Raw genomic sequence first — 20,302 nt, 5'->3', positions numbered from 1 at the left:
ATTCAGTGAAATTGACCATTCTGTGTATCATGTCATTTCACAATGCGCACGATTTATTATTTTTATCTATTAAAAACAGGCGCTTAAATTTACCATGGTTTTGGCCTGTTTTCTGCAATGATGCAGCATTAACGTGAATCAATCCGGTTGAACCGGAATATCCGACAGCCCTTTCTGACCAAAGCTGAGTTTGTTTCCTGTTGGATGATTGAAGGAGTAAATGCACCATGTATGAGTTATTAATGTTGCTGGTTTTTGTCGGAACACTGGCTGTGATGGGGGTGACGATTGTTTCTATTGGTGTCGCCATCGGACTGAGTATCGTGCTCATGTTGTTCTTTGGCGTACTGGGAATGTTGTTCAAGTGGCTGCCGGTTTTGATCGTGATTGCGATCGTGTATTACTTTGTGAAAAAGAAGTCATAGTCATGATGAAAAAGAATGAATCGCGCCAAAGCCGGTGATGCGGTTTCATTCAGCTGAAATATACCCGATGTAAGGTGATGATACGGATGTCATTCACCCGGAATATGACTCAGGTATTTTCAGACCTGTCTTTTTTTTAAACGCCTCCCTCTTATATAACTCTCTGAAATAAATGTGATTTTTGTTAGTTATTGAATATGTGTATAAGGCATATCGTTATTTCGATTGGTTATTTTTGTTCTCTCCGATACGCTTTTATTCAGGAAACTCAGCTTTGAGTTGACTTTAATTCGCTATGCTCATGGATGAGTAGACAGACGTTTTCAGGATATTTCTGCCTTTTCCCGCCGGAAAACCCCGTCCCTTTTTTCATGACTGTGTCTATCCACACAGAGCTGGCAAACATAATAAAACCATACTGCAAACACAACGAATCTGAATGGAGAGTTACCATGAAGAAAAGGTTAACGTCACTTTCACTCGCATTAATGGCGATGGGTGCATTGTCTTCGGCACAGGCCGCGACCACATTTGTTTATTGTTCTGAAGGAAGCCCTGAAGGGTTTAACCCGACGTTTTATACGTCCGGCACCACATTTGATGCCTCTTCAAAAGCGATGTTCAACCGCTTGGTTGAGTTTAAGCTGGGAACGACAGAACTGGAACCGGGTCTGGCGGAAAGCTATGACATTTCCAAAGATGGCACAGAATATACCTTCCATCTGCGTAAAGGCGTGAAATTTCAGTCCAATAAAACCTTCAAACCAACCCGTGATTTTAATGCGGACGATGTGATTTTCTCATTCAAACGTCAGTGGGATAAAAACCATCCTTATCACAAAGTCTCCGGCGGTTCTTATGAATACTTCACTGGCATGGGGATGGACTCTCTGATTAAAGATATCGTGAAAGTCGATGACTACACGGTGAAGTTTGTCCTGAACCATCCTGAAGCGCCGTTTCTTGCGGATTTGGGGATGGATTTCGCGTCGATCTTCTCAGCCGAGCAGGCTGATGTTCTGATGAAGAAAGGCACACCTGAACAGCTGGATATTAACCCGGTAGGCACAGGTCCATTCACTAAGGTTCAGTATCAGAAAGATTCTCTGATTCGTTATGTGGCGTTTAAAGATTACTGGCGTGGTAAATCAAAGCTTGATCGTCTGGTTTTCTCCATTACACCGGATGCTTCAGTCCGTTATGCCAAGCTGAAAGCGGGTGAATGTGACATGATCCCGTATCCAAATCCGGCTGATCTGGATCAGATGAAGCAAGATAAAAACATCAAAGTACTTTCTCAGGAAGGGTTGAATGTCGGTTATCTTGGTTTCAATACCCAGAAAAAACCGTTCACGGATTACCGCGTTCGTCAGGCGCTGAGCCTTGCAACCAACAAAAAAGCGATTATCGATGCGGTCTTCCAGGGCGCAGGTAAAATTGCGAAAAACCCAATCCCGCCAACGATGTGGTCTTACAACAATGATGTGGTGGATTATCCGTATGATCCGGTGAAAGCCAAACAGTTGCTGAAAGAAGCCGGCTATCCGAACGGCTTTAAAACCAATATCTGGGCGATGCCGGTCTCTCGTCCTTATAACCCGAATGCCCGCCGGATGGCTGAGGTTATTCAGGAAGACTGGAAGAAAGTCGGCGTTGACGCGAAGATCGTATCTTACGAATGGGGTGAATATCTGGCCCGGACCAAGAAAGGTGAACACGATACCTTCCTGATGGGCTGGACCGGTGATAACGGTGATCCGGATAACTTCCTGTATGTATTGCTGAGCTGTGATGCGGTCGGTGGTTCAAACCGTTCTCAGTGGTGTAACAAAGACTTTGACGACATTTTGATCAAGGCAAGACGTGCCTCTGATAAAGCAGAGCGGACGAAATTGTACAAGCAGGCGCAAGTGCTGTTTAAAGAGCAGGCACCGTGGATTACAGTGGCGCACTCTGTGGTTTATGAGCCAATCCGCAAAGAAGTGAAAAACTACAAGATTGATCCGCTTGGTGGTCATTACTTCTATCAGGTCAGCCTGGAAAAATAATTTCTTCCTCGTTTGACATGAAACAGCACACTGGTTTCAGGAAGCAGAAGCCAGTGTGCAGAGCGACGGCAGAGTACTGTCGCTCATGATTATGATTATCAGAGAGCTTGTCTTTTTATGTTCCAGTTTATTTTTCGTCGGTTGGGTCTGGTCGTGCCAACCTTTATCGGGATCACCCTGCTGACGTTTACGCTTATCCGCATGATTCCGGGCGATCCGATTGAGGTGATGGCCGGAGAACGGGGGGTCTCTGCTGAGCGTCATGCAGAACTGAGTGCTCAGTTTGGTTTTGACCAACCTTTATATGTTCAGTACTTCCGCTATGTGGAAGGGATCGTGCACGGTGATTTAGGGCATTCACTGGTTACCAAAGAACCGGTGCTGCGAGAGTTTTTGAATTTATTTCCGGCCACGGTTGAGCTGGCCTTTTGTGCCGCAATTTTTGCTATTTTAGTCGGGTTGCCCGCCGGCATATTTGCCGCCGTGAAGCGGGGCACGATTTTTGACCATTCCGTCATGACCATCTCATTGACGGGATATTCGATGCCGATCTTCTGGTGGGCATTGTTACTCATGCTGGTGTTCTCCGTCACGCTGGGGTGGACGCCGGTTTCCGGGCGTATTGATGTCAGTTACTGGATCGATGACGTCACCGGATTTATGCTGATTGATTCATTCCTCTCCGGCGAAGAAGGCGCGTTTACTTCGGCGGTGTCTCACCTTGTGTTACCCAGTATTGTGCTCGGCACGATTCCGATGGCAGTGATTGCCCGGATGACCCGTTCCTCGATGTTAGAAGTCCTCAGCGAAGATTATATCCGTACTGCCCGCTCCAAAGGGATTGCGCCGTGGCGCGTTATCGTGATTCATGCGTTGCGTAATGCGCTGATTCCGGTGATTACCGTGATTGGTTTGCAAGTGGGTATTTTGCTGTCCGGCGCGATTTTGACGGAGACCGTTTTTGCCTGGCCGGGCATTGGTAAATGGCTGATTGAGTCGATTAGCCGCCGGGATTATCCGGTGGTTCAGGGCGGCATTTTGATTGTGGCGACCATGATCATTATTGTGAATTTGCTGGTGGACATTGCCTACGGCATTGTGAATCCACGTATCCGGCATAGTCGTTAAGGAGAAGGTGATGAGTACTGATTCAACTCAGGTGAACGGCTCTGCACCGGCACCAAAAACGCCATTGCAGGAGTTCTGGTTCTATTTCAGCAGTAACCGCGGCGCTTTGGCCGGGTTCTGTTTTATTGTCTTCATTTGTCTGCTGGCTATTTTTGCTGATGTGGTGGCACCACATTCCCCGTCAGCACAGATGCGTGACGCTTTATTGCTGCCACCCGCATGGCTCGATGGTGGCAACTGGTCTTATGTTTTAGGCACCGATGATGTGGGCCGGGATATTTTATCCCGCTTGATTCATGGCACCCGGCTGTCGATTTCTGTCGGTGTTGTCGCAGTCACCGCATCTTTGATGATCGGTATTTTGATGGGATTAGTCGCCGGTTACTTCAAAGGGATAGTTGATACCGCGATTATGCGGATCGTCGATATCATGCTGGCAATGCCAAGTTTGTTGCTGGCGATTGCGATTGTTGCGGTGCTCGGTCCGAGTATTGTCAATGCCGCGCTGGCTATTTCGGTGGTTTCCCTGCCGCATTATGTCCGTCTGACAAGGGCTGCAACGCTGGCTGAAATGTCGCGGGATTATGTGACATCTTCACGGGTGCTGGGTGCCAGTGCAATGCGCTTAATGTTCGTTTGTATTTTGCCGAACTGTCTGGCACCACTGATTGTTCAGGCCACACTGGGTTTCTCTTCTGCGATTCTGGATATGGCTGCGCTGGGCTTTCTCGGGTTAGGCGCACAGCCGCCAACACCGGAATGGGGCAGCATGCTGGCGGATGCACTTCAGTTTGTCCAACGTGCGTGGTGGGTCGTGACCTTCCCGGGACTGATGATTTTAATCACGGTTCTGGCATTTAACCTGATGGGTGATGGTTTGCGTGATGCACTTGATCCTAAGTTGAAGCAGTAGGGAGGCATCATGGCATTATTGAAATTAGAAAACCTTTCCGTCTCGTTCGGGCATTTCCGGGCGGTTGACAATATCAGTTATCAGGTTGAAGAAGGCGAAGTGCTGGGGATTGTCGGTGAATCCGGCTCAGGTAAAAGTGTCAGCTCTTTATCGGTCATGGGATTGATTGATTATCCGGGCAAAGTCTTGGCAGAGCAGCTGACTTTTGATGGTCAGGATCTGTTATCGATGCCCGAGAAGCGTCGTCGTCAATTGACCGGCGATGACATTGCGATGATTTTCCAGGACCCGATGACCAGCCTGAACCCTTGCTTTACGGTCGGCTATCAGATCATGGAAGCACTGAAAACACATCAGGGCGGCAGTAAAAAAGCTTTGCGTGAGCGGGCGGTTGAGTTGCTGACACTGGTGGGCATTCCGGCACCGGAATCCCGTTTGAAGGCTTATCCGCATCAGTTATCTGGCGGGATGAGCCAACGGGTGATGATCGCGATGGCGATTGCCTGCAATCCGCGCTTGCTGATTGCCGATGAGCCAACCACAGCGCTGGATGTGACGATTCAGGCGCAGATTATCGATCTGCTGGTGGAATTACAGCGGGAAAAGCAGATGGGACTGGTGCTGATCACCCATGATCTGGCGCTGGTGGCAGAAGTCGCTCACCGGGTGATTGTTATGTATGCCGGTCAGATTGTGGAATCCGGCCCGGCTGCTGAGGTCTTTGCTGCTCCGAAACATCCGTATACACAGGCTTTGCTGGCATCGCTGCCCGAGTCTGCTTCAGGAAAAGCCCGGCTGGATGCCTTACCCGGCGTGGTTCCCGGTCAGTATGACCGGCCACAAGGTTGCCTGCTGAGCCCGCGTTGTCCGTATGCGACAGAGCGTTGTCGTCAGGAAGAGCCGCAAACTCAGGGGCCGGTTGAGCTCCAGGTGAAATGTCATACGCCGCTTAACTCAGAAGGGAGGCCAGCAGCATGAGTCAGAATTCTGTGATTTTAAAAGCCGCGAATCTGAAGCAACATTACCACGTCAAGCAGGGGATGCTGAAACCTGAGGCGGTTGTGAAAGCCGTCGATGGGATTAGTTTTGAGCTGGGCCACGGAAAAACTCTGGCGGTTGTCGGGGAGTCCGGGTGCGGGAAATCCACTTTAGGCCGGATGCTGGCGATGATTGAAACTCCAACGGAAGGCAGTTTATCCTTCAATGGTGAGGAGTTGTTGACGTTATCGAAATCCGGACACAAAGCGCTGCGCCAGAAAATACAGATTATTTTCCAGAATCCGTATGGGTCGCTGAACCCACGTAAAAAAATCGGAGCAATTTTAGAAGAGCCGCTGGTCATCAATACGCAGATGAGCAAAGAAGCACGCAAAGAAAAAGCGCTCGAAATGATGGAAAAGGTCGGGCTGAAACGGGAACATTATGACCGTTATCCGCATATGTTTTCCGGTGGTCAGCGCCAGCGGATTGCTATTGCCCGTGGGTTGATGCTGGACCCGCAGATCATTGTCGCTGATGAGCCGGTTTCGGCGCTGGATGTGTCGGTACAGGCGCAGGTGCTGAATCTGATGATGGATCTGCAACAAGAGTTTGGCCTGAGCTATGTGTTCATCTCTCATGACTTATCCGTGGTTGAACATATTGCCGATGATGTGATGGTGATGTATCTCGGTAAAGTGGTGGAGCAGGGCACATGTCAGCAACTGTTTGAAAATCCGCGCCATCCTTATACGCAGGCGCTGCTTTCCAGTACACCACAACTGTCACCGGATAAACGCCGTCAGCGGATTAAACTGCAGGGAGAGCTACCTTCTCCGCTGAATCCGCCATCGGGTTGTGCATTCCACGGCAGGTGTCAGTATGCAAATGATCGTTGCCGTCAGGAAACACCAACATTGCGCTCAGATTCTGAGGCGCACTTAACAGCTTGTCACGCTGTTGAAGAAAACCGGGTAACGCTCAGTTGATCTTTCTGCACAGATGGCAAAAGTATTCCATGTTATCTGTGCAGTCTCTAAAGTTCAGATTCAGAGAGGTTGACCGCACTTTTTGTTTTTGATAAAGCGGCGGCAAATCATAACACTTATGATGAATTTGTAATCCATGCTGATCTGATCCTGTATCCATACTCTCAGTCAATCAGGTCAGCCTTTTCAGAATCAACTGTTTGAACAAGGATGTGAAAACTATGTGGCGTTGGATGGCGGTCTGCATTTGTATTCTCTTTGCTGAGTCTGGAATTGCCGGGCAAGCCATAACCGGTTCGGGCCCTGATGGGGTTCAGCTGAAAATAGCAATGGATGCTGAACTGGTGTCACTTGATCCCCATGAACAGCTTTCCGAAAGCGCACTTCAATACTCCCATATGGTATTTGATCCGCTGGTTCGCTGGCGTCAGGATGGCTCCTTTGAACCTCGTCTGGCAACCCGCTGGCAATGGATGAATGCGACAACATTACGTGTGTTTTTACGTCATGGCGTATTTTTTCATACCGGAAACCCTTTCCGGGCAGATGATGTGGCATTTACGATTCACCGGTTACAACAATCTTCTGATTTTAAAGCACTGTTTCGCGATATCAGTCATGTGTCCGTTGTTGATCCATTGACGATTGATATCTTTACATATCACCCGTCTCCCTTACTTCTGCATGTGCTGACTTATGTGTTTACGATTGATCAGCGCTTTTACCAGGGGCAGGACGAAATTATTAAGTATGGTCGTTCTTTCGCTTCGGTTCATGCATCTGGTACCGGGCCTTATAAGCTGCAGGAAAGAGTCCGCGGTGAAAAAATGGTGTTTGTGCGTAATCCTGATTACTGGGATAAAGACTCTCCGGGGAATGTTCAGCGGATTGAGATTGTGCCTGTGACTTCGGATTCAACCCGTTTAGCTGCTCTTTTAACCGGGGATGCCGATGTGATTACACCGGTCGCCTCTGTCGATGTTCAGCGGGTTAACCGGCTACCGGAAATTCAGTTGATCAGCCTGCCGGGTACCCGGATTATTATGTTGCAACTGAATCAGCAGCACCGGGCTGAATTGCGCGACGTCAGAGTCCGGAAAGCCATTAATCTGGCGATTAATCAGCGATTGATTGTGAAAAAAATTCTGCGGGGACTCGGACAGCCTGCCGGGCAACTCAGCGCTGAACAGTTCGCCGGACATGTTGATGAGCTGCTCCCGGGGTATGATTTGCAAAAAGCAAGGCAGCTTATGAAACAGGCCGGGTATGAGCAGGGTTTTCGTCTGTCGATGATTGCACCGAACAACCGTTATATGAATGATGAGCAGGTCGCGCAGGCTGTCGTTGCCATGCTCAGACAAATTCATATTCAGGTGGATCTGAAAACACTCCCCAAAGCGCAGTATTTTCAGCTCTATGATCAGCAGACTGCTGACATCATGATGGTAGGCTGGCAGTCAGATACACTGGATTCAAATAATATCTACGAATTTATGGTGGCTTGCCGGAACGGTCGTACCGGGTTAGGGACTTATAATGTCACCGGCTATTGTAATCCGGAGGTGGACAAGCAGATTCAGGCAGCAGGAAAAGAAATGGATCGCGAAAAGCGGACTTTGATTCTGCAAAATATTGAGCAGATCCTGGCGAAAGACGTGCCTGTGGTGCCGCTGCACTGGCAGCGAATTTTATGGGCTGTCAGAAAAGGTGTTGAACTTCAGGATGTATTGAATGTTCAGAACTATCCTTATCTGGGAGACTTAGTGGTTCACGCTCAGGATCAACCGAATCAGGTATCAGGTGGTGTAGTAAAGTAATGCTGAGATTTATTTTCAGACGGCTGATTCAGGCCGCGGGTGTTTTATTAACGATTACGCTCGTCAGCTTTCTTGTTCAGGGGCAATTGGGTGACCCCGTGCAGCAGATGCTGGGACAAAATGTCAGTCTTGAAACCCGGATGCAGTTAAAAGCTGAACTGGGGTTGGATCAGCCTTTATTGGTGCAATACCAGCATTTTTTATCCAGAGCGATTCATGGTGATCTCGGCACTTCATACTATTATAAAGAACCGACGCTGAACGTGATTTTCAGTAAGTTACCGGCAACCGTTGAGTTGTCTGTTTGTGCTTTAATACTGGTCGCTTTGGTCGCGACCCCACTGGGCGTGATTGCTGCGATTCGTCCCCGTCATTTTTTTGCCCGGACGATCATGTTTTTCAGCACGCTGGGTTTATCTGTTCCGATCTTCATTTTTGGTATTCTGCTGGTTTGGCTGCTTTCCGTCGAACTGCGCTGGCTCCCGAGTTTTGGCCGGGGTGATACCGTTGAACTGTTTGGATTCTGGCAGTCGGGGATGATGACGGTTGACGGGTTGAAGCACCTGATTTTACCGGCGGTGTCGATTGCATTTGTTTTAATTCCCATGTTTATCCGGCTGATCTGTGCAGAAATGACCGATGTACTTCACAGTGACTACATCCGCTTTGCCCGCTCAAAAGGGCTTTCCTCTGTCCGGATTTATTTCATTCATGCATTGAAAAACACGATGTTGCCGGTGATTACGATTGGTGGCATTCAGGTGGGCACATTGGTTGCGTATACGATCGTCACGGAAACTATTTTTCAGTGGCCGGGCATGGGCCGGTTATTTATGGAGGCGATTACCCGGGTTGATACACCGTTAATCGCGGCTTATCTGATTGTTGTCGGATGTGGTTTTGTTCTGCTCAATACCCTTGTTGATTTAATTTATGGTTTGGTGAATCCCAGAGTTCGCATACCGGGATATGGAGTCTGATGATGATTGATTTTCATCCTTCAGGTCAAAAACGGTTTCAGCATCTCCTGATAGCATTACGTAATGATAAGCTGACGTTGCTGGCGCTGGCGATTTTTATCTTTTATGCGCTGATTGCATTGCTGGCGCCTTTACTGGCACCTTACGATACCGCTGGCAATGATTTTATGGATCTGGTCAATGCTGAAATCCCGCCCTATTGGGTGAGCGGAGACTCGCGTTTCTGGCTGGGAACAGATACACAGGGACGGGATTTGATCACTGTGATTCTGTACGGTACCCGGCTTTCATTGACGATCGGTGTTTCTGCTGTGCTGATACAGATGGTCGCAGGCATTACGATTGGACTGATTGCTGGTTATATCGGCGGGAGGCTGGACAGTTTTTTAATGCGGTGTGCGGATATTCAGCTGTCATTTTCAACCATTATGGTTGCAATCATTGTTCTGGCATTATTTCAGGCAGCTTTTGGCAGTGCGGCGTATCAGCAACTGGCTATGCTGATGCTGATTCTGGTCATTGGTATTGCTGAATGGCCTGTCTTTGCCCGGATGGTCCGGGCCAGTGTATTAGCCGAAAAAGAAAAAGAGTATGTCGATGCGGCCAGAGTTTTGGGGGTCAGTCAGAGCAGGATTATGTTCCGGCATATTTTACCCAATAGTTTATCTTCTGTATTGGTGATTCTGACCATCCAGATTGCTAACGCCATTGTTGCAGAGGCTGCGTTGTCATTTCTTGGGTTAGGCATGCCACCGACACAACCCTCATTAGGCGCTCTGATTTCTTCCGGAGTCAGTTATTTGTTTGCGGGTTCCTGGTGGATATGTTTTTTCCCAGTATCGCGCTGATTGTACTGATTTTTGTGATGAATTTGTTGGGTGATTGGTTCCGGATTCACATGAATCCCCGGATCGGGAGATATTAATCGATGACTTTGCTGAGTGTCAGTAACCTATCGGTCCGGTTTAAGCAACATCATCAGGATTTGGCCGCGCTTTTGGATATTTCATTCTCCATTCAGCCAGGAGAACGAGTGGCTGTGGTGGGGGAGTCGGGTGCCGGAAAATCAATACTGGGTTATGCGATCACTAACTTATTGCCGGGCCAGGGGTACATTGCCGGTGGTTCTGTTCGTTTCCGCGGGCATGAACTGACGTCATTGTCCCGCCGGGAGTGGCGTACAATTCGCGGACACCGGATTGCGATGATTTTTCAGGACATGATGATGTCACTGAACCCGGTGTTGACGGTTGGGGATCAGATGGTTGAGGCGATTCAGAGCTATCGTAAAGTCTCGTATCATCAGGCCCGCCAGCTGGCGATTGAGACGTTACAGCAGGTCCGTATTCGTACGCCGGAACAGTGCTTCTATCAGTATCCACATCAGTTATCTGGTGGTATTCGGCAGCGGGTGATTATTGCCATTGTGTTGTTGTTAAAGCCGGAGCTGATCATTGCCGATGAACCAACAACGGCGCTGGATGTGACTTTGCAGGCAGAGATTCTTCATATTCTTAAGGAAATTTGTGAACGGAATCAGGTTGCTTTGCTTTTTATCAGTCATGATTTTGGTGTGATTTCCCGTATCTGTGAGCGAACATTAGTGATGTACGCAGGGAAAATTGTAGAACAGGGCCCGACACTGGGCATTATTAATGACCCGCAGCACCCTTATACTCAGGGTTTGATCAATGCGTTACCTCAAATGGCACTCCCCGGTCAGCCACTGAATCAGATTGAAGGAAATATGCCATCACTGACCGCCCGGCCATCAGGGTGTGCTTTTCATCCCCGTTGTCCTTATGCGTTGTCGCAGTGCAGGTATTTAACGCCTGAGTTTATTTATACCGGGGTCTCGGCAACGGCTTGTTTTGTGATTGAAAAGATGCAGACATTTAACGCTGAGAGTGAGGTAGATCATGACACAGACATCTGATGAGCTACTCCGGATCAATCAGCTGGAAAAGGTATTTCTGCTTCGTCAGGGGTGGAATGAAGTATTGAAAGCAAAAAGAACCGGATTCTCGCGGGATATTTTGGTTCATGCGCTGAATGGTGTGTCTTTTTCGTTGTTTGCCGGTGAGCGTTTATGTGTGGTGGGTGAGTCGGGATGTGGTAAGTCAACACTGGCCCGTACAGTGATTGGACTGCTGACTGCGACCGCTGGTGAGATTTACTATCGGGACGAGCGGATTGATCACCTCAATGATCATCAGCGGATGAAATTCCGTAAAAAAATACAGATGATTTTTCAAAATCCTTATGCCTCTTTAAACCCGAAGATGACCGTATATCAAATGCTTCAGGAAGCGCTGTCAATTCATCTGCCTGACCTGAACGCTGAAGCGCAAAATCAAAGAATTTGTGCTTTGCTTGATTCTGTTGGTTTGAGCACAGACGCGCAACATCGTTATCCCCATGAATTTTCCGGTGGGCAGCATCAGCGGATTTCTCTTGCCCGTGCTTTATCCGTTGAGCCGGAACTGATTATTGCAGATGAACCACTTTCTGCACTGGATGTGTCTGTGCAGGCTCAGGTGCTGAATCTGATGATGGAGAAACAGCAAACACATCAACTGACTTATTTATTTATTACGCATGATTTAGCTGTTGTTGAACATTTTGCCACGCGGGTGGTGGTGATGTATCTGGGGCGTGTCTGTGAGATTGCGGATCGGGCCACTTTATTTTCGGCCCCTAAACATCCGTACACCAAAGCTTTGCTCTCTTCGATTCCCCGCCTTGATAACCTGCATCTTCAGCCGACGTTATTAAAAGGAGAAGTGCCCACGACTTTTGATATTCCGGAGGGATGTATTTTCTGCCAGCGGTGCCCGATCGCGAATCAACGCTGTTATGAAGAGATTCCTGTGGTGCAAATTCAGCCGGATGGCAGTGAAGTTGCGTGTCATGCTGTCAGGGAGGGGCGTTGCTGATGGAGATTCGTTGGTTAGAAGACTTTATCGCTTTAGCGCGGACCCGGCATTTTTCGCGGGCAGCGGATGAGCAGAATGTCACTCAGCCGACTTTCAGCCGGCGGATTAAGCTGCTCGAAGAAGAGATGAAAGTAACACTTGTGGATCGGAATACCTTACCGCTCTCACTGACTGCGGAAGGGGAAGTCTTTCTGCTGTGTGCTGAAACGATTACCCGACAGTTGCGTGAGACGAAAATCCGTTGTCTTGAAATTCATGAGCAGTCTCAGTCTCAGATCCGCTTTGTGACCAGTCAGGCGCTGTTTTTGAGTTTTTATCGTGATGATTTCGAGCCTTTCTGTCAGGAAATCGGGATGAAGCTGGATGTCAATATGAGGTCGAGTGCCTGGGTTGGTAACGACTTCATCAATGCGATGACTGCGAATGAAGCCGATTTACTGCTCTGTTACTGGCACCCTGCGATCGAATATCTGAAGGCGCTGGATGATGAGAATTTTGAGTTCATTTCTCTTGCTGAAGAACTGCTGGTGCCTTGTTCTGTCGTTTCTGGCGATCAGCGTGCCCTGTACAGGCTGCCGGGGAGTATCTCCGACCCCTTGCCTTATATTGCTTATGATGACCATGCCTCGCTGAATCTTGCACTGACACATCATCTGAAACGTCAACATGACATTGCCCGGTTGAAGGTGATTACTTCCAGTCTGCATTCTGCCAGTGTACAGGCATTGATCTGTGAAGGTTATGGTGTTGGCTGGTTGCCAATGAAGTTGCTCCGTAATTCTCAGTCCCGGTTGATAAGAGCGGGTGATAGCCACTGGGATGTTCCTCTGGAAATCCGTTTGTACCGCCGCAAAGAAAGTGGTAATTCTCACCTGCAACATTTCTGGACTCAAATCAGAGAAGTATTTCATCGAATTTAACATTTTGTTAACGACTGGTATAAACTTGATCAGTGCAGCATTCACAATCAACCACGATTAACCGGACAAAGAATGAGCGAGGTTTGTGATGACGATTGATGAGTTAAAGGTGTTGTTCAGGGAACGTCAGTTAGTTGAAGCCATTGTTGAACCCTATTCTGATGAAGGACAGTGGATTGTTGAATTTCGTCATGTTCAGGGAGGCTTTATTTTGTTAACAGATTCTCATGGCGAAGAGTGTTATTACGGGAACCATGATTTGGCTTCAAAGTCTGCAATGGAAGTCGGATTTAAGCATGTCAAAGTTGATAAATTTGAAGTTTAATCTGTCTTACTTCCAAAAAGTTATAAAACATACTTATCTATTCTTTCTTGTTATTACGGAGCTTGGTTAATCTATCGTCACGCAATAAATAAGGACGTCGTGACAATGTCTTCAGCAAAAAATACTCCAGAAGAGCTGGGATTGTTATCCAGCCCGGTAAATGGCGAACAACTGAATCAGTTGCAACAAGCCGTTTCCCAATTGTCCCCACAACAGCTGGCCTGGGTCAGTGGCTATTTTTGGGGATTAAGCCAATCTTCCCAACCCTCGACCGGTGCTGTTCCTGCTTCGGCTCCGGCAGCTAAACCAGCCGGACAACTGACCATTATTTATGCATCGCAGACAGGAAATGCAAAGGGTGTCGCCGAGGCGCTTGAACAGGAAGCTCAGGCAAAAGGTTTGCCTGTTCGATTATTTGATGCCAGTGATTACAAGGGTAAAGACCTTGCGAAAGAAACGCATGTTGTGATTGTGGCTTCGACTAATGGGGAAGGTGAAGCTCCGGATAATGCACTGGAACTGCATGAATTTTTGCAGTCTAAGAAAGCTCCCAAATTACCTAACCTGAAATACGGTGTGATTGGTCTGGGAGATTCCAGTTATGAATTCTTCTGTCAGACCGGTAAAGATTTTGATGCATTTTTGTCTAAGCTGGGTGCGACACCGTTTATGGCGCGTGTTGATTGTGATGTTGACTATGAAGCTTCTGCTTCAGAATGGCGTGGGAAAGCGCTTGAATTATTGAGCGATGCCATTTCAGAATCACAGGCAGAAGTGGTTCAGTTACCTCTTGGTCAGGCCAGCATCACTCAGACTCAATACACGAAGCAAAATCCATACACGGCCACTTTGCTGACAAACCAGAAAATTACTGGCCGTGATTCCGGAAAAGATGTCCGGCATATTGAAATTGATCTGGAAGACTCCGGTATCAGCTATCAACCGGGTGATGCATTAGGCGTCTGGTATCAGAATAGTTCAGCACTTGCGAATCAGATTCTGAAAGCCGTCGGCCTTTCAGGCGTTGAAGGTGTGGAAGTTGATGGTGAGAGTCTTTCGATCCATCAGGCCTTAATCAGTGCCTTTGAAATTACGGCATCTAATCCGCAAATGATTAGCCAGATTGCTGAGCGTTCAGAGTCGAAGCTATTAAATGACCTCGTCGCCGATAAAGATAAGCTCAGAGAATACTCAGCCGGGACTCAGGTCATTGATGTGCTGCTTGAAGCACAAATCAAGCTGACTGCTGAAGAACTGACTCAGATTTTCCGCCGGTTAACGCCACGTATGTATTCGATAGCTTCAAGCCAGAGTGAAGTCGATGAAGAAGTACATCTGACTGTCGGGCTGGTTGAATTTGACCATAACGGAGAACGTCGTCATGGTGGTGCGTCCGGCTTTCTGACTCAGCGCCTTGAAGAAGGTGAGCCGGTCAAAGTTTTTGTTGAGCATAATAAAAACTTCAAACTTCCTCAGGATGATAATACACCCGTGATTATGGTTGGGCCGGGAACCGGCATTGCGCCATTCCGGAGCTTTATTCAGGAGCGGGATAACAGGGGAGCTGGAGGTAAGAACTGGTTATTCTTTGGTGACCGGACATTTACTCAGGATTTTTTATATCAGGTTGAATGGCAGAAATATCTCAAATCTGGTGCGCTGACACGGATGGATGTCGCATTTAGCCGGGATCAACATGAAAAAGTGTATGTCCAGCATCGTATTCTGGAAAATGCGCCCCAAATCTGGCAATGGATCAATGAGGGAGCATATATCTACGTGTGTGGCGATGCGACAAGAATGGCGAAAGATGTACATGATGCCTTGATTACTGTTGCGAAGCAGGAAGGTGGTTTGGAGCAGAGTGCGGCTGAAGCTTATATCAATGATCTTCGTAAAGCGAAGCGTTACCAGAGGGATGTCTACTAATGAGTATTGATAAAGATACAAATGTTCAGGAAGTTTTAGGGCAGGTATTAGGACCTCTTTCTGATAATGAACGTTTAAAGAAAGAAAGTAATTTTTTACGGGGCACCATTGAACAGGATCTTCAGGATAATATCACCGGTGGTTTTACGGCGGATAATTTTCAGCTGATTCGATTCCACGGCATGTATCAGCAGGATGACCGGGATATTCGTGCTGAAAGAACCAAACAGAAACTAGAGCCACTGCATAATGTGATGCTGCGGGCAAGAATGCCTGGTGGAATCATCACACCGAAACAATGGCTGGCCATCGATCAGTTTGCTACAGAACATACGCTTTATGGCAGTATTCGCCTGACGACCCGTCAAACATTCCAGTTTCATGGGGTGCTGAAGCCAAATATTAAGTTAATGCATCAGACTTTGAATCAGATAGGGATTGATTCAATTGCTACTGCAGGGGATGTAAACCGGAACGTGCTGTGTACCTCAAATCCGGTTGAATCTGAGCTTCATCAGGAAGCTTATGAGTGGGCAAAGAAAATCAGTGAACACCTGTTGCCAAAAACCCGTGCGTATGCAGAAATCTGGTTGGATGGAGAAAAGGTAGAGACCACGGATGAAGAACCGATTCTGGGTTCAACCTATTTACCACGGAAATTTAAAACAACCGTTGTAATTCCGCCACATAATGATATTGACGTTCATGCGAACGATCTGAACTTCGTTGCGATTGCGAACGAAGGCAAGCTGATTGGCTTTAATGTGTTAGTCGGCGGTGGCTTGGCGATGACACACGGTGACACATCAACCTACCCGCGCAGAGCCGATGACTTTGGCTTTATTCCTTTGGAGAAAACTCTGGATATTGCGGCGGCAGTTGTCACAACACAGCGGGACTGGGGAAATCGTTCTAACCGGAAAAATGCGAAAACCAAGTACACATTGGATCGGATTGGCATTGATGTCTTTAAAGCTGAAGTTGAAAAACGGGCTGGTATTCAGTTTGAGGCAAGTCGTCCATATGAGTTCACCACGCGCGGAGATCGGATTGGCTGGGCAGAAGGAATTGATGGTAAATTCCATTTAGCACTGTTTATTGAAAATGGCCGCCTGCTTGACTATCCCGATAAGCCTTTGAAAAGTGGTGTTGCGGAAATTGCCAAAATTCACAAGGGTGATTTCCGGATGACAGCAAACCAGAATCTGATTATCGCGGGTGTGCCGAAAAGTCAAAAAGCAAAGATCGATAAACTGGCACGCCAGTATGGTCTGATTGATGATACGGTCAGTGAGCAGCGCAAAAACTCAATGGCGTGTGTTGCGTTTCCGACTTGTCCGCTGGCAATGGCCGAAGCTGAACGCTTTCTGCCGGACTTTGTAACACAAGTAGAAAGTATTCAGAAGAAGCACGGTTTAGGTGAAGATGAATCTATCATTCTGAGGGTTACCGGATGTCCGAATGGATGTGGCCGCGCCATGCTGGCAGAAGTTGGTTTGGTTGGCAAAGCGCCGGGACGTTATAACCTTCACCTTGGCGGTAATGTCGCGGGAACCCGTGTTCCCAAAATGTATAAAGAGAATATAACGGATAAACAGATTCTTGAAGAGCTCGATCAATTGATTGGTCGTTGGGTGAAAGAGCGCCATGAAGGCGAAGGTTTTGGTGACTTCACTATCAGAACAGGAATTATTGCAGAAGTCACTGTATCAAAGAGGGATTTTCATGCCTGATACTGTGCTATATCAGCCCAAGCTGGCTGAGTTATTAAATATGACTAAGGCGGAGCAGTCGCTTCGCCTTGCCGAGTTAAATAGTCATTTGGAAACATTGTCTGCTCAGCAGCGAATTAAGTGGGCACTGGAAAACTTGCAGGGTTCATTTGCTGTTTCTTCCAGCTTCGGTATTCAGGCTGCTTTGATGCTACACATGGTGACGCGATGCCAACCTGACATTCCGGTGATACTGACGGATACCGGCTACTTGTTTCCTGAGACCTATCAGTTTATTGATTTACTGACTGAGCAGCTGAATCTGAACCTGAAAGTTTATCGTTCGAATGAAAGTGCTGCCTGGCAGGAAGCCCGATACGGAAAGCTATGGGAGCAGGGACTTGAAGGTATCGAAAAATATAATCGCATAAACAAAGTCGAGCCAATGAAGCGGGCACTGCATGACTTAAATGTAGGAACCTGGTTCTCGGGTCTTCGCAGAGAGCAGTCATCTTCAAGAGCTAATCTGCCGATTTTAGCTGTCCAGAATGGTGTCTTTAAGTTTTTACCAGTCATTGATTGGTCTAATAAAGATGTGCACTATTATCTGGAGGAGCACGGACTTTCATATCATCCACTATGGGATGAAGGCTATCTGTCCGTCGGTGATACGCATACTACAAGAAAGTGGGAACCCGGAATGTCAGAAGAGGAAACCCGCTTCTTTGGACTGAAACGGGAATGTGGCCTTCATGAGGATGATGGTGAATCTGATGGTTCTGGCATTTAAGTACTCTTCTGTCAGAGATAAGACTACCTGAACGGTGGTCTTATTTTTATCTCCAGCAGATGAAGAGTGAATAAATCTGTGGATAAGTTGTTCCTTATCTTTGGGTAAAGTGGGATAAATACCACTTTGGAGGAATATTGTTCACTTAACACTTATTTTTGTATTTTTTTGCAAAAAGTACTTGCCAATGTGAGGCCGATCTCTATAATGCGCTCTCGTTGGCAGGCAAGGGGCGATAAGCTCTCTGGAGTCAACAAGGTCTTCTGAAAACGAAGTGAGAAAATTTTAAAAAAAAGTGTTTGACACTGAAAATTATCCCGCTAGAATGACCGCCTCTTCGAAGCAATGCTGAGAAGAACAGTTCTTTAACAATATAAACCAATCAATCTGTGTGGGTACTCGTTAACAGATATCTTATAAAAAGATTTATCAGTGAATGAGTGACCAAATCGATATCTCTGATGAGATATTGGCACAGTCAATTCGATATTACGATGTAATATCACAGTATTCATTGAGCAGAAGCTCCGGCTTCAGAAAAAACTTTAATTGAAGAGTTTGATCATGGCTCAGATTGAACGCTGGCGGCAGGCTTAACACATGCAAGTCGGGCGGAAACGAAAGAAAGCTTGCTTTCTTGGCGTCGAGCGGCGGACGGGTGAGTAATGCCTGGGAAATTGCCCTGATGTGGGGGATAACCATTGGAAACGATGGCTAATACCGCATAACGTCTACGGACCAAAGAGGGGGACCTTCGGGCCTCTCGCGTCGGGATATGCCCAGGTGGGATTAGCTTGTTGGTGAGGTAAGGGCTCACCAAGGCGACGATCCCTAGCTGGTCTGAGAGGATGATCAGCCACACTGGAACTGAGACACGGTCCAGACTCCTACGGGAGGCAGCAGTGGGGAATATTGCACAATGGGCGCAAGCCTGATGCAGCCATGCCGCGTGTATGAAGAAGGCCTTCGGGTTGTAAAGTACTTTCAGCAGTGAGGAAGGTGGTGTATTTAATACGTGCATCATTTGACGTTAGCTGCAGAAGAAGCACCGGCTAACTCCGTGCCAGCAGCCGCGGTAATACGGAGGGTGCGAGCGTTAATCGGAATTACTGGGCGTAAAGCGCATGCAGGTGGATGATTAAGTCAGATGTGAAAGCCCGGGGCTTAACCCCGGAACAGCATTTGAAACTGGTCATCTAGAGTACTGTAGAGGGGGGTAGAATTTCAGGTGTAGCGGTGAAATGCGTAGAGATCTGAAGGAATACCGGTGGCGAAGGCGGCCCCCTGGACAGATACTGACACTCAGATGCGAAAGCGTGGGGAGCAAACAGGATTAGATACCCTGGTAGTCCACGCCGTAAACGATGTCTACTTGGAGGTTGTGGCCTTGAGCCGTGGCTTTCGGAGCTAACGCGTTAAGTAGACCGCCTGGGGAGTACGGTCGCAAGATTAAAACTCAAATGAATTGACGGGGGCCCGCACAAGCGGTGGAGCATGTGGTTTAATTCGATGCAACGCGAAGAACCTTACCTACTCTTGACATCCAGAGAATTTTCCAGAGATGGATTAGTGCCTTCGGGAGCTCTGAGACAGGTGCTGCATGGCTGTCGTCAGCTCGTGTTGTGAAATGTTGGGTTAAGTCCCGCAACGAGCGCAACCCTTATCCTTGATTGCCAGCACTTCGGGTGGGAACTTCAGGGAGACTGCCGGTGATAAACCGGAGGAAGGTGGGGACGACGTCAAGTCATCATGGCCCTTACGAGTAGGGCTACACACGTGCTACAATGGCGGATACAGAGGGCAGCTAACTTGCGAAAGTGTGCGAATCCCAAAAAGTCCGTCGTAGTCCGGATTGGAGTCTGCAACTCGACTCCATGAAGTCGGAATCGCTAGTAATCGTAGATCAGAATGCTACGGTGAATACGTTCCCGGGCCTTGTACACACCGCCCGTCACACCATGGGAGTGGGCTGCAAAAGAAGCAGGTAGTTTAACCTTCGGGAGGACGCTTGCCACTTTGTGGTTCATGACTGGGGTGAAGTCGTAACAAGGTAGCGCTAGGGGAACCTGGCGCTGGATCACCTCCTTAACGATAAAGATACGTTGATGAGTGCTCACACAGATTGATTTGGTTTAGAAAGAGTCGTTGGGTCTGTAGCTCAGGTGGTTAGAGCGTTCGCCTGATAAGCGAGAGGTCGGTGGTTCAAGTCCACTCAGACCCACCAACGTTTGTATTTTTAAATGTTTTTTTTAAGAATATTTAAAAATAGCCTGTTTCTGACAGGCTTAGCTCTTTAACAATTTGGAAAGCTGACAAAGCAGTTCTTGTTTATTTCAAATAAGAATTGTTTGTAAAAGTTCTCAAAGTATTCATATATGAATACACCAAACACATTCAAGTGTTCTTGGCTTC

At 47.6% G+C, this 20,302-nt stretch carries 15 protein-coding genes, 1 tRNA gene, 1 rRNA gene and 1 pseudogene; all 18 read left to right on the top strand.

The genetic code is table 11. The features are described from left to right. Positions 1-227: 227 nt before the first annotated feature. The 18 genes and pseudogenes from OCV29_RS15440 (at position 228) to OCV29_RS15355 (ending at position 20,114) form a co-directional block, all read left to right on the top strand. On the top strand, positions 228-425 hold the full coding sequence (locus tag OCV29_RS15440) for an envelope stress response protein PspG (RefSeq protein WP_073603617.1): 198 nt from the start codon (positions 228-230) through the stop codon (positions 423-425). A gap of 452 nt (positions 426-877) precedes the next feature. Beyond that, positions 878-2,473: an ABC transporter substrate-binding protein gene (locus tag OCV29_RS15435; protein ID WP_073603618.1), complete on the top strand. Its 1,596-nt coding sequence runs from the start codon at positions 878-880 to the stop codon at positions 2,471-2,473. A 117-nt stretch (positions 2,474-2,590) separates the two neighbouring features. Then, the gene (locus tag OCV29_RS15430) at positions 2,591-3,601 is read left to right on the top strand and encodes an ABC transporter permease subunit (RefSeq protein WP_073603619.1); all 1,011 of its coding nucleotides are present in this window, start codon (positions 2,591-2,593) and stop codon (positions 3,599-3,601) included. Between the two features lie 10 nt (positions 3,602-3,611). Next, on the top strand, positions 3,612-4,514 hold the full coding sequence (gene dppC / locus OCV29_RS15425; RefSeq protein WP_073603620.1) for a dipeptide ABC transporter permease DppC: 903 nt from the start codon (positions 3,612-3,614) through the stop codon (positions 4,512-4,514). 9 nt (positions 4,515-4,523) lie between these two features. Continuing rightward, positions 4,524-5,492 (top strand): dipeptide ABC transporter ATP-binding protein, encoded by a 969-nt coding sequence (gene dppD, locus OCV29_RS15420; protein WP_073603621.1) that lies wholly within the window; start codon positions 4,524-4,526, stop codon positions 5,490-5,492. Continuing rightward, positions 5,489-6,481: a peptide ABC transporter ATP-binding protein gene (locus OCV29_RS15415; RefSeq protein ID WP_073603622.1), complete on the top strand. Its 993-nt coding sequence runs from the start codon at positions 5,489-5,491 to the stop codon at positions 6,479-6,481. The genes dppD and OCV29_RS15415 overlap by 4 nt, the downstream gene beginning before the upstream one ends. Before the next feature lie 212 nt (positions 6,482-6,693). After that, on the top strand, positions 6,694-8,298 hold the full coding sequence (locus OCV29_RS15410; protein ID WP_084193306.1) for an ABC transporter substrate-binding protein: 1,605 nt from the start codon (positions 6,694-6,696) through the stop codon (positions 8,296-8,298). Beyond that, the gene (locus OCV29_RS15405; RefSeq protein WP_073603624.1) at positions 8,298-9,278 is read left to right on the top strand and encodes an ABC transporter permease; all 981 of its coding nucleotides are present in this window, start codon (positions 8,298-8,300) and stop codon (positions 9,276-9,278) included. Before OCV29_RS15410 ends, OCV29_RS15405 begins: the two co-directional genes overlap by 1 nt. Next, a pseudogene (locus OCV29_RS15400) lies at positions 9,278-10,203 on the top strand (ABC transporter permease). Before OCV29_RS15405 ends, OCV29_RS15400 begins: the two are co-directional and overlap by 1 nt. Before the next feature lie 3 nt (positions 10,204-10,206). After that, a complete protein-coding gene (locus OCV29_RS15395; RefSeq protein ID WP_073603625.1) occupies positions 10,207-11,214 on the top strand; it encodes an ABC transporter ATP-binding protein in 1,008 nt (335 codons plus the stop codon). Continuing rightward, positions 11,198-12,214 carry an ABC transporter ATP-binding protein gene (locus OCV29_RS15390; RefSeq protein ID WP_073603626.1) on the top strand — a complete coding sequence of 339 codons (1,017 nt, stop codon included), beginning with the start codon at positions 11,198-11,200 and terminating at the stop codon, positions 12,212-12,214. Before OCV29_RS15395 ends, OCV29_RS15390 begins: the two co-directional genes overlap by 17 nt. Beyond that, complete coding sequence (locus tag OCV29_RS15385) at positions 12,214-13,134, top strand: LysR family transcriptional regulator (protein ID WP_073603627.1); 921 nt, start codon at positions 12,214-12,216, stop codon at positions 13,132-13,134. Before OCV29_RS15390 ends, OCV29_RS15385 begins: the two co-directional genes overlap by 1 nt. A gap of 88 nt (positions 13,135-13,222) precedes the next feature. Beyond that, positions 13,223-13,459: a hypothetical protein gene (locus tag OCV29_RS15380; RefSeq protein ID WP_073603628.1), complete on the top strand. Its 237-nt coding sequence runs from the start codon at positions 13,223-13,225 to the stop codon at positions 13,457-13,459. A gap of 105 nt (positions 13,460-13,564) precedes the next feature. Then, a complete protein-coding gene (locus OCV29_RS15375; RefSeq protein WP_073603629.1) occupies positions 13,565-15,388 on the top strand; it encodes an assimilatory sulfite reductase (NADPH) flavoprotein subunit in 1,824 nt (607 codons plus the stop codon). Then, positions 15,388-17,121: an assimilatory sulfite reductase (NADPH) hemoprotein subunit gene (gene cysI, locus OCV29_RS15370; protein WP_073603630.1), complete on the top strand. Its 1,734-nt coding sequence runs from the start codon at positions 15,388-15,390 to the stop codon at positions 17,119-17,121. The genes OCV29_RS15375 and cysI overlap by 1 nt, the downstream gene beginning before the upstream one ends. Continuing rightward, positions 17,114-17,890 carry a phosphoadenylyl-sulfate reductase gene (locus OCV29_RS15365; RefSeq protein WP_073603631.1) on the top strand — a complete coding sequence of 259 codons (777 nt, stop codon included), beginning with the start codon at positions 17,114-17,116 and terminating at the stop codon, positions 17,888-17,890. Before cysI ends, OCV29_RS15365 begins: the two co-directional genes overlap by 8 nt. A 546-nt stretch (positions 17,891-18,436) precedes the next feature. Beyond that, positions 18,437-19,978 (top strand): 16S ribosomal RNA (locus OCV29_RS15360). Between the two features lie 59 nt (positions 19,979-20,037). Beyond that, a tRNA-Ile gene (locus tag OCV29_RS15355) sits at positions 20,038-20,114 on the top strand. Positions 20,115-20,302 lie beyond the last annotated feature (188 nt).

Source organism: Vibrio aerogenes, from assembly GCF_024346755.1.
GTDB classification, from domain to species: domain Bacteria; phylum Pseudomonadota; class Gammaproteobacteria; order Enterobacterales; family Vibrionaceae; genus Vibrio; species Vibrio aerogenes.
Note: the sequence above shows the minus strand (reverse complement) of the source record. Positions and strands in the feature narration are given on the sequence as shown.

Bases quoted from the DNA above. Each gene is read 5' to 3' on its own strand.
- OCV29_RS15390 (WP_073603626.1), top strand. From the start codon at position 11,198: ATGACACAGACATCTGATGAGCTACTCCGGATCAATCAGCTGGAAAAG.
- cysI (WP_073603630.1), top strand. From the start codon at position 15,388: ATGAGTATTGATAAAGATACAAATGTTCAGGAAGTTTTAGGGCAGGTA.
- OCV29_RS15395 (WP_073603625.1), top strand. From the start codon at position 10,207: ATGACTTTGCTGAGTGTCAGTAACCTATCGGTCCGGTTTAAGCAACAT.
- OCV29_RS15375 (WP_073603629.1), top strand. From the start codon at position 13,565: ATGTCTTCAGCAAAAAATACTCCAGAAGAGCTGGGATTGTTATCCAGC.
- OCV29_RS15380 (WP_073603628.1), top strand. From the start codon at position 13,223: ATGACGATTGATGAGTTAAAGGTGTTGTTCAGGGAACGTCAGTTAGTT.
- OCV29_RS15430 (WP_073603619.1), top strand. From the start codon at position 2,591: ATGTTCCAGTTTATTTTTCGTCGGTTGGGTCTGGTCGTGCCAACCTTT.
- OCV29_RS15415 (WP_073603622.1), top strand. From the start codon at position 5,489: ATGAGTCAGAATTCTGTGATTTTAAAAGCCGCGAATCTGAAGCAACAT.
- OCV29_RS15405 (WP_073603624.1), top strand. From the start codon at position 8,298: ATGCTGAGATTTATTTTCAGACGGCTGATTCAGGCCGCGGGTGTTTTA.
- dppD (WP_073603621.1), top strand. From the start codon at position 4,524: ATGGCATTATTGAAATTAGAAAACCTTTCCGTCTCGTTCGGGCATTTC.
- OCV29_RS15435 (WP_073603618.1), top strand. From the start codon at position 878: ATGAAGAAAAGGTTAACGTCACTTTCACTCGCATTAATGGCGATGGGT.
- OCV29_RS15440 (WP_073603617.1), top strand. From the start codon at position 228: ATGTATGAGTTATTAATGTTGCTGGTTTTTGTCGGAACACTGGCTGTG.
- OCV29_RS15385 (WP_073603627.1), top strand. From the start codon at position 12,214: ATGGAGATTCGTTGGTTAGAAGACTTTATCGCTTTAGCGCGGACCCGG.
- OCV29_RS15365 (WP_073603631.1), top strand. From the start codon at position 17,114: ATGCCTGATACTGTGCTATATCAGCCCAAGCTGGCTGAGTTATTAAAT.
- dppC (WP_073603620.1), top strand. From the start codon at position 3,612: ATGAGTACTGATTCAACTCAGGTGAACGGCTCTGCACCGGCACCAAAA.